Here is a 9,334-nt window from a genome sequence, read left to right as displayed (position 1 = left end):
AAAGTCATAATAAGGAACTTGTTGATCATCATGATCAATTAACTTATTGTGAGTTAAGGTTTATTTGATGATGGTAAACTGAGCGACTCTTCAAAAATAACCTTTTCTACAGGCCTTTAAAACCAAGGGGTTTCATGCGTTTGCCCTGCTTTGGAAATGCCTTTCTAGATAAAGGCCATAGGCGAGAACCAGAACCGCCGGCCATAATTATAGGTATAAACATATTCGGTTTATTCTCTTCTAGTAAATAACTAAAATCATAAGTCGCTTCTTTTCACTGGCTTTCTTTTTAATATCTAATATTTTTAGCCATAATTATTTTATTAACGAAGAACCAGCATGCTTAAGCCAAGTATTTTGATATCAATTATATGCGCGAGCGACTCTCCCTTTAGATGAAAGTAGATATTTATTGGCATATGCCGGTATAAATACAGATTCTCCTTTATTAACTGTAATACTTTCACCACTTTCGTGAGTTAATGTCATATAGGAATCAATAGCAAAAAGAATTTCCGCACTTTGAGTTGATAAAGAAATATTATTAACACTTTCAAATATAGCAAAATTAAAATCATCTACAGGTACTGGAAACAATAACCCTCCATTATGCTCTTTCGGTTGAGTCAAAAGTGCATTTTGAGATTTTTCTTCAAAATGAGTACATCTAACAACTTCTTCTATATCAATATGTTTAGGCGTAAGAGCGGAGCGTAATACGTTGTCAGAATTAGCCATAATCTCAAGTGCAGTACCTTTTAAATACGCATGAGGTGTGCAGGCATCTAAATACATAGCTTCTCTTGGCTGAAGTGTTAATACATTCAACATTAAAGGGCTGAACAAACCGATATCACCAGGATATTGCTCCGATAATTCGATGATCAGGGTGAACAACTCATCATGTTTATTGTTTTCTGCATAGTTCAAAAGTTGGTTTATTGCCTTATTTTTCACTGGCCCATCCAATGAAAGAATTGACCTAAAAAAGGTTTCTAATCCATCTGCATTTGCAGACTCTTCCAACGCAAATACCAAATTTTCAATCGCAGAAACGCCAACCTTTCTAAACAATGAAAGAATAGTTGAATACTTTCGGAACCCATTCATGGCATGATAAGGAGTCAAAGCATATACCAGCTCAGGTTTATGATTTGGATCCTTGTAATTCCGATTAGCGGCTTTCCGAGGAATACTCATTTGATCTTCTTTCTCGAATCCCTCTTTAGCCTGAACTTTACTCGGGTGCACTTGGATAGACAGCGGCTTATCTGCGGCTAAAACTTTAAGCAAATACGGTAATCCGCGAAACTTAGCAGCAATACTTTCTGATAAGACCCCTGTACGGTTTAAGTTAATAAAATCGGACAATAGATACATTTCTTCATTTGCTACAATTTGAGAACAACCATTAGGGTGAGTCCCCATCCAAATTTCTGCTTGCGGTTGATTTATTGAATTCTTATAACCAAATAGTTGAGTGAAAGATGTAGTACTCCCCCAAGGATAATGCTGAATTACATTCTTCATTTTAAAGAATACTGATGCATTGTTATCATTCATAGCTCTGACTACCAATTAAGACATCATATAAATAAAGATGATTAGGAAATCATTAGAGAAATGACAAAACGTACATGTAACTTAGTCAAGTGGCTTCTCCCTAACGTTAGACAAAGCTACCGCCCTTAGGTCAAGCTCCTACAAGCCATGTTTCTGTCTTCAATTTCACGTTACGATAATTAAAAAGTAGTACTACCTTTAAAAAGCTAGTACAGAACAGTGAGTTGCGCGATTTTTACTCAGGAATGTGATCAATTTTGTGATTACAGGCTAATGATTACCCTTTATAATGAGGGGAATTGCTATAAGTTATTGACTAAGGAACAAATACATGATTATTGTAACAGGCGGCGCCGGTATGATTGGTAGCAACATCATAAAGGCTCTGAATGATCGCGGCATCGAAGATATCTTAGTTGTTGATCACCTCAAAAATGGTCGTAAATTTAAAAATCTCGTCGATTTAAAAATTGCCGACTATATGGATCGTGACGATTTCCTTACTCAAATCATGGCGGGTGACGATTTCGGTCCGATCGAGGCCGTATTCCATGAAGGTGCGTGCTCTGCTACCACTGAGTGGGATGGGAAATACATTATGCTCAATAACTATGAGTACTCTAAAGAATTACTGCACTACTGCTTAGATCGCGATATTCCATTTCTCTATGCATCCTCAGCTGCCACTTATGGTGAAACACAAACCTTTATCGAAGAACCCGATTACGAAGGTGCACTCAACGTCTACGGTTATTCCAAACAACAATTTGACAATTATGTCCGTTTACTATGGAAAGATGCTCAAGAACATGGCGAAACGTTATCCCAAATTACCGGGTTTCGTTATTTCAATGTTTATGGCCCTCGTGAACAACATAAAGGATCTATGGCATCGGTGGCATTTCATCTAAACAACCAGATGAATGCTGGTGAAAATCCAAAATTATTTGAAGGCAGTGAACATTTTAGACGTGATTTTGTTTACGTAGGGGATGTGGCTGCGGTGAACTTATGGTTTATGGAACATGGTGTATCAGGTATTTATAACTGCGGTACAGGTAATGCAGAGTCTTTCGAAGAAGTTGCAAACGCTGTTATTAAGCACCATGGTCGCGGAACAATTGAAACGATTCCGTTCCCAGAGCATTTAAAAGGGGCATATCAAGAATTTACTCAAGCGGATCTAACTAAGCTGCGTAATGCCGGTTGTGATGTGCAGTTTAAAACTGTAGCAGAAGGCGTTGCACAATATATGCAGATTATTAACGGCTAGGTTAGTACGTTTTAAGATTTATTCATTTATTACAAGGCTTAAACTATGAAAATTGCAGTAGCTGGTACGGGTTATGTTGGCCTGTCTAACGCGATGCTTCTCTCACAGCACCATGAAGTGGTTGCTTTAGATATCATTGAAGAAAAAGTAGCGATGCTTAATCAGAAGCAATCACCCATTGTGGATACTGAAATCGAGCGTTTTTTAGCAACAAAAGAGCTTAATTTCACCGCTACTATGGATAAACATTTGGCTTATGAAGGCGCCGATTTTGTCGTGATAGCCACTCCAACTGATTACGATCCTGAGACTCATTACTTTAATACTTCATCAGTTGAAGCAGTGATCAAAGATGTAATGGCGATTAATCCATCAGCCACTATGATTATCAAATCAACAGTACCTGTTGGTTACACTGCAAAAATTAAAGAAGAATTCAATTGTGAAAATATCATGTTCTCTCCTGAGTTTTTACGTGAAGGTAAAGCACTGTACGATAACTTGTACCCATCTCGTATCATTTTAGGTGAACAGAGTGACCGCGCTAAACGCTTTGCTGATTTACTCGTTGAAGGTGCTGAAAAAGAAGATATCGCCGTTATCTTTACTAATTCAACAGAAGCAGAAGCAGTTAAACTCTTTTCCAATACTTACCTTGCAATGCGCGTGGCTTACTTTAATGAACTGGATTCTTATGCAGAAGTACACGGCTTAAATGCTCGTCAAATTATTGAAGGAGTTGGCTTAGATCCTCGTATCGGTACTCACTACAATAACCCTTCATTTGGTTACGGCGGTTACTGCCTACCAAAAGATACCAAGCAGCTTTTAGCCAACTACCATGATGTACCGAATAACATCATTAATGCGATCGTTGATGCTAACCGTACTCGTAAGGACTTTATTGCTGACAGTATCTTGAAGCGCAATCCGAAGGTCGTCGGTATTTATCGTTTGATCATGAAATCTGGTTCTGACAATTTCCGAGCATCTTCAATTCAAGGCATTATGAAACGTCTGAAAGCAAAAGGGCTTGAAGTTATTATTTACGAACCTGTACTTAAAGAATCACACTTCTTTAACTCACGTAATGTCACTGACCTGAACGCATTTAAACAAGAAGCTGATGTGATTGTGTCTAACCGTATGGCTGAAGAACTTGCCGATGTAAAAGATAAAGTTTACACCCGCGATTTGTTTGGTAATGACTAATCTATGCTCGCTCAATCTTATTCGCTCCCTTAGTTAGGGAGCGAATCTTAATTGAAGCTGACTATCATTATCATTTATTAAAGATAATGAACTGATATACAGAAGAATATCCATTCAATTTTATTAAAAATTGCCTCATCTTTAAGCGGCTTCTCTTCCCTCGAAACAGTTCGCTGCTATACTACGCATCTAAATTAGCTGTTTTATTTCCCAAGATTCGAGAATTACATGTCGTCTCCATCTCGCAACGATTACGATCCAAAAGCCTATAATCCTCGCCTCTCTTGGCATTTTTTTACTCCAAAATATTGGGGAACTTGGCTACTTTTACTCGTTTGGATTCCCTTTTCTTTATTACCACACCGATTTCGCTACTGGTTATCAGTGAAAATCGCTAACAGAATGATCAAAAAGCAAAAAGGGACCATGCTCAATGCTCGAGCAAACCTTAAAGCGTGCTTTCCAGAAAAATCTGAGCAAGAGCGTGAAACTATTTTGCATCATACCTTGGTAACCTCCGGTGTTTTCCTGACCGGATTTGGTCTACTTACCTTACGAAATCGCCACTGGCTACAAAATCAATGTGATATACGTGGGATCGAACATGTCACTCAACTTCAAGAGCAGGGTAGAAATATTATTCTACTCGTTCCCCACTCCTGGACTATTGATATCCCTGCTATTTTATTGGCCTCAATGGACTTACCCGTGGCAGCAATGGCCAAAAAACAGAAGAACGAAGTGTTAGATTGGTTGATGCACCGACAACGTGTTCAGTATGGCGGTAAAGTGCATGAACGTAGCGATGGTGTGAAGCCGTTTATTAAATCTGTGCGCGATGGATATTTAGGCTATTACCTTCCCGATCAAGATCATGGCGCCGAGGCGAGTGTTTTCGTCGATTTTTTTGCCACGACTAAAGCAACATTAAAAGGATTGGGCAAACTGACCAAAGTATCACGCGCGGCAATTGTGCCTGTTTTCGCTATGATAGATGCCAAAACAGGACGATATACTGTCGATATTTATCCAGCTTTTGAGAATTTCCCTCATGAAACAGAGGAGGAGGATGCACGAGAAATGAACCAATTTATCGAGCGTGCAGTCTCAACTAATCCAGAGCAATATATGTGGACGCTACGTCTGTTAAAGACACAACCAGATGGCGATAACGTTTATAAGCAAGCCAAACGACAACTTGCAGAAAAACAACAAAGCGGTAAGTGAATGAGTAAAGTGTTAGTAATCGGCCCTTCTTGGGTCGGTGATATGGTAATGTCGCAGTCGTTATACCAACGACTAAAGGAACAGGAGCCTGACATTCAGATTGATGTATTAGCTCCCGGCTGGTGTAAACCCATTCTTGAGCGCATGCCTCAGGTTCGCCGCGCCATCGAGATGCCTCTTGGTCATGGTAGTTTTGATTTAAAAACTCGCTTCCATCTCGGTCGAAGTTTAATTTCAGAGCAATACGACCGCGCTTATGTTTTACCTCGTTCTGCGAAATCTGCACTTGTTCCTTTCTTTGCCAAAATTCCTAAACGGGTGGGGTGGAAAGGAGAAATGCGTTATGGTCTTCTCAATGATATTCGCCCTAACCGCAATGACTTCCAGTATATGGTTGAACGTTTAGTCGCTCTTGCTCACCCTAAAAAAGAAATGGTGAATTCTGCCTCATTGGGCGGATTAGATACATTACCAGTGCCTAAATTGGTTGTTGATAAAGTACTGCAGCAAGCCACATTAGAAAAGTTTGACCTGTCATCTGACAAACCTATTTTAGGGCTTTGTCCCGGTGCTGAGTTTGGCCCGGCGAAACAGTGGCCAGCGGAGAAATACGCTCAAGTGGCTCAATACGCTGCCGATAATGGATATCAGGTTTGGTTATTCGGTTCAGGAAAAGATAAACCGATTTGCGAAGCCATTAAAGCTCAAATTAGTGATAGGCAAAAGACGGAATTACATGTTATAGCCGGTGAAACATCTCTGATTGAAGCGGTGGATTTATTGGGGGCTTGTCAAACCGTGGTCAGTAATGATTCTGGACTGATGCACGTTGCAGCAGCAGTGGGTTGTGAAGTGATTGGTATCTACGGTTCAACATCTCCTGATTACACGCCACCGCTTTCAGACAAAGTTCATATTGTACATACGGATATTGAATGTCGCCCTTGTTTTAAACGTGAATGTCCATTAGGCCATTTGAAATGTTTAAAAGAATTAGACAGTGATAAAGTAATATCAATATTAAAATCAAATAATTATTTATAGAACAAGATGTCGCTTTATAGCTGATTAAGTTCAACATTTATTTATGGTTAGGCAATGGAATACACAACAACAATGAATAACGCAGTAACAACCAGTAGTCCCAATAAATTTGTTCAGTTTTATGATGGCCCTAAAATGGGGATGTTTATGCTGGCCTTATTGCTATTAACCACATTGATCACTGTGGGTTTTGAAGATGCAGGTCGAGTTTTAAATACTGTTTTTATGGTGCTATCTATCCCACTTTTATGGCTAAAAAGACATCGTTTATATAAAGACCCGATGGTAAAGCTGCTTGGTGCAGTGCTCATCATACAAGTGATGAGCTGGCTAAACGGCCTGCATTATCACCCTGATTTTGTAAAAGACTCTCCTAGTCTAGACCGCTTATCTAAGCTCTTTAGCTTCATTTTTGTCGCTTATTGGCTCAAAGGCTCACCAAAAGCAGTTAAATGGCTAATGGTCATTTTCACCTTAGGCGTTGCTATTGGTGCTTTGGTCGCGCCTGATTTTCAGCAACAACTTGCCAGAGCAATGGTAGGCCAGCGTGCTGACTTCAGTATCAAAAATGCCCAATTTACAGCCATGTTTGCCGGTGTTGGCATGCTGATCTGTGCTTTATGTCTATATTGGTCGATAAAATCACAACACTTAAAAGTCCTAAAATCAGTCCTTTCCATACTCGGTTTTTCTATTTTGACTTGGCTATTTATTGTTTCTCAAGCTCGCCAAGCTTGGCTAGGCATGGCCGCTGCCTTAGCCATACTTCCAATCGCATTAGCCGTTGTAAATCCGCATTATAGAGGGAAAAAGCTGTTAGGCTTTTATCTGATTATTGCAATAATGGGTGGACTGTTTAGCACTTCATCCATTGTTGAAAAGCGACTTAACAAAGAAAACTCCGTGATGGAGACGATTTTGAGAGGCGACTGGCAACATATTCCAATGACAAGTGTAGGTATTCGTTTTAATTCTTGGATCGACGCTTCTAAGTGGATTAGTGCACATCCTATTTTAGGTAACAGTGATGAAGCGATAAAACAAGTTATCAAGCAGTCGGATAAATTTTCTGAAGAACTAAAAGAACGATTTGGCCATTTACATAACTTCCATATAGAAACGTTAGTTGCATATGGAATTGTTGGCTTAATCGCTATTTATAGCCTCTACTATTGGTGGGTTCGCTCAATATTTTTGGCGATGAAAGAAAAGCCTGAGTTGAAATCATTCACTGTTTTTGCATTGATTTATCTCACCTTTTGGCTTGTGATTAACTGCTTTGAGACATTCAGCTCCAGAACTTATGGTGTATACACACATACTATTATTTTTGGTTGTATCTATACCTTCTATTTGACATCCTCATTGGAACGTTCTGAACAGACTGAGCTGTAAAATGAAAGTCGCAGTTGTTGTTAATACCTTGAAAGTCGGCGGGATGGAGCGAGTTGCGGTTAATTTGGCAGATGCTTTTCAATCGCAAGGGCACCAAACCGATTTAATCTATTTAAAAAATCGTAAAGTTGAATTAAAACCCTATGACCCAGAGATTCCCGTACATCTGTTTGATCTGAAGAAAGACGTATTCAAAACAGGTGTGGGAGCACTTTGGTTTGGTGCTTGCCGTTTATCTAACGTGCTATTACGTAAAACCTTCCCACTGTTCTTTGCTTATGCTGAAGCGCAGGCCTTCAAAAAAAGATTAACTGCCCTAGAGCAAGAATCAGGTCAGCCGTTTGATCTGATTGTTTTTCGTGGTCATGGTACTTTTGAGCATATTTGGCCTTTGGCGGATCCTCGCTTTGTGTTTGCCTGTGAAAGTGTTCAACCGCAAGAACATTACGGAAAGCTCTCTCGTTGGGCATTTAATCAGTTATATGGTAATCGCCATATGGTGTGTATCTCTAACGGCGTCATGGATAACTTCCAAGAGATGGTGCAGCGTTACGATATTCGACCTAAAGATGCCACTCTGATTAGCAACCCTGTTGAGTTTGACTATATCGCCCAATATCCTGATGCTGGCCGCGATGTATTGCATTCAAAACCTTATATTCTTGGGTTGGGCAGACTCAATCCAGTTAAAAACTTTCCTTTACTTATTCGTGCATACCATCACTTAGTTGAAACACAGCAAATCGAGCAGGATCTTGTTATTGTTGGGGAAGGGAAAGAACGCTCTTCGCTAGAAGCGCTTGTGCAAGAACTTGGCTTAACCGAGAGAGTTAGTTTTAAAGGGCTACAAACGCCCTCTTACCCTTGGTTTCGTCACGCCGATGTGTTTGTGTTGAGTTCTAAGTCGGAAGGTTTAGGGATGGTGCTAATAGAGGCTCTTGCTTGTGGTGCCCCTATTGCAGCGACAAATTGCCCAGGCGGTGTTCCTCACATTATGCGCGGTGAATTAAGTCATTATTTATCTGACATGACTCCTGAAGCACTGGCAGATAAAATCCTATCTGCGATGAATACGCCAAAAACGGAAAGTTATCAACGTGATGTTGAGCTATCGCTTGCTCAATTTGATGGGAAGAATATTGTTGATACCTTTGTCAAAACGTACGCAGCAAAATAATACTCAGAACGTTTATCAATTCCCTCACCCACGGACTCGCTGATATCCCCCTCCCCAACCCTCCCCAAGGGGAGGGAGCTGGTCCAACGATCGCGAATATTTCAACGTTCAATGAACCAACAGGCCAAACACATCTATAGTGGTCAATAAATTCCAAGCTCGATCTGGTTCTCCCCCTTCTAGGGGGAGTTAGAGGGGGTGTACAAACCGGGGACATACTTTACAAAATGATCTGGAGACTTCGTTTACATAAGTTAAAACTCATAGTTAGGAGGACTAACTATGGCTTGGAAAGTGATCTGCTCCAGCCAGACTGGACACTTCATTAAGCGACATTTTGCTGTTCAAAGTTAACAGGGCTTAGATACCCAAGAGCACTGTGCCTTCTTGTCCGATTATAATCAACCTCTATGTACTCGAAGATCGTTTGACGCATCTGGTCT

8 protein-coding genes and 1 pseudogene are annotated in these 9,334 nt (G+C 40.2%); 6 read left to right on the top strand and 3 right to left on the bottom strand.

The window, feature by feature from the left end; genetic code table 11:
* Window positions 1–145 precede the first annotated feature (145 nt).
* Window positions 146–223: pseudogene (locus tag F9817_RS23005) on the bottom strand (sugar phosphate nucleotidyltransferase); the annotation flags it as partial.
* Window positions 224–363: 140 nt separating this feature from the next.
* On the bottom strand, window positions 364–1,563 hold the full coding sequence (gene manA / locus F9817_RS23000) for a mannose-6-phosphate isomerase, class I (protein WP_237476331.1): 1,200 nt from the start codon (window positions 1,561–1,563) through the stop codon (window positions 364–366).
* A 331-nt stretch (window positions 1,564–1,894) separates the two neighbouring features.
* On the opposite strand from manA, the gene rfaD reads away from it, so the two are divergent.
* The 6 genes from rfaD (at window position 1,895) to F9817_RS22970 (ending at window position 8,891) form a co-directional block, all read left to right on the top strand.
* Window positions 1,895–2,836 carry an ADP-glyceromanno-heptose 6-epimerase gene (rfaD, locus tag F9817_RS22995; protein WP_161158546.1) on the top strand — a complete coding sequence of 314 codons (942 nt, stop codon included), beginning with the start codon at window positions 1,895–1,897 and terminating at the stop codon, window positions 2,834–2,836.
* Between the two features lie 45 nt (window positions 2,837–2,881).
* Window positions 2,882–4,048 carry a nucleotide sugar dehydrogenase gene (locus F9817_RS22990; protein WP_161158545.1) on the top strand — a complete coding sequence of 389 codons (1,167 nt, stop codon included), beginning with the start codon at window positions 2,882–2,884 and terminating at the stop codon, window positions 4,046–4,048.
* Window positions 4,049–4,276: 228 nt separating this feature from the next.
* Window positions 4,277–5,275: a lauroyl-Kdo(2)-lipid IV(A) myristoyltransferase gene (gene lpxM, locus F9817_RS22985; protein ID WP_161158544.1), complete on the top strand. Its 999-nt coding sequence runs from the start codon at window positions 4,277–4,279 to the stop codon at window positions 5,273–5,275.
* Window positions 5,276–6,319 carry a lipopolysaccharide heptosyltransferase II gene (waaF, locus tag F9817_RS22980; RefSeq protein WP_161158543.1) on the top strand — a complete coding sequence of 348 codons (1,044 nt, stop codon included), beginning with the start codon at window positions 5,276–5,278 and terminating at the stop codon, window positions 6,317–6,319. It begins immediately after the preceding gene.
* A 54-nt stretch (window positions 6,320–6,373) separates the two neighbouring features.
* Complete coding sequence (locus F9817_RS22975; protein WP_161158542.1) at window positions 6,374–7,714, top strand: O-antigen ligase family protein; 1,341 nt, start codon at window positions 6,374–6,376, stop codon at window positions 7,712–7,714.
* Between the two features lies 1 nt (window position 7,715).
* Complete coding sequence (locus tag F9817_RS22970) at window positions 7,716–8,891, top strand: glycosyltransferase (RefSeq protein WP_161158541.1); 1,176 nt, start codon at window positions 7,716–7,718, stop codon at window positions 8,889–8,891.
* A gap of 325 nt (window positions 8,892–9,216) precedes the next feature.
* On the opposite strand, the gene F9817_RS22965 is transcribed toward F9817_RS22970, so the two are convergent.
* On the bottom strand, window positions 9,217–9,334 hold a 118-nt coding region (locus F9817_RS22965; RefSeq protein WP_161157371.1), incomplete at its 5' end, for an IS3 family transposase.

The organism is Vibrio eleionomae (genome assembly GCF_009874545.1).
Lineage (GTDB): Bacteria > Pseudomonadota > Gammaproteobacteria > Enterobacterales > Vibrionaceae > Vibrio > Vibrio nitrifigilis.
This window is presented reverse-complemented; position numbering and strand designations above follow the sequence as displayed.

Excerpts from the sequence above, each read along its gene's own strand:
- F9817_RS22990 (WP_161158545.1), top strand. The coding sequence starts at position 2,882 with ATGAAAATTGCAGTAGCTGGTACGGGTTATGTTGGCCTGTCTAACGCG.
- lpxM (WP_161158544.1), top strand. The coding sequence starts at position 4,277 with ATGTCGTCTCCATCTCGCAACGATTACGATCCAAAAGCCTATAATCCT.
- F9817_RS22975 (WP_161158542.1), top strand. The coding sequence starts at position 6,374 with ATGGAATACACAACAACAATGAATAACGCAGTAACAACCAGTAGTCCC.
- F9817_RS22970 (WP_161158541.1), top strand. The coding sequence starts at position 7,716 with ATGAAAGTCGCAGTTGTTGTTAATACCTTGAAAGTCGGCGGGATGGAG.
- waaF (WP_161158543.1), top strand. The coding sequence starts at position 5,276 with ATGAGTAAAGTGTTAGTAATCGGCCCTTCTTGGGTCGGTGATATGGTA.
- manA (WP_237476331.1), bottom strand. The coding sequence starts at position 1,563 with ATGAATGATAACAATGCATCAGTATTCTTTAAAATGAAGAATGTAATT.
- rfaD (WP_161158546.1), top strand. The coding sequence starts at position 1,895 with ATGATTATTGTAACAGGCGGCGCCGGTATGATTGGTAGCAACATCATA.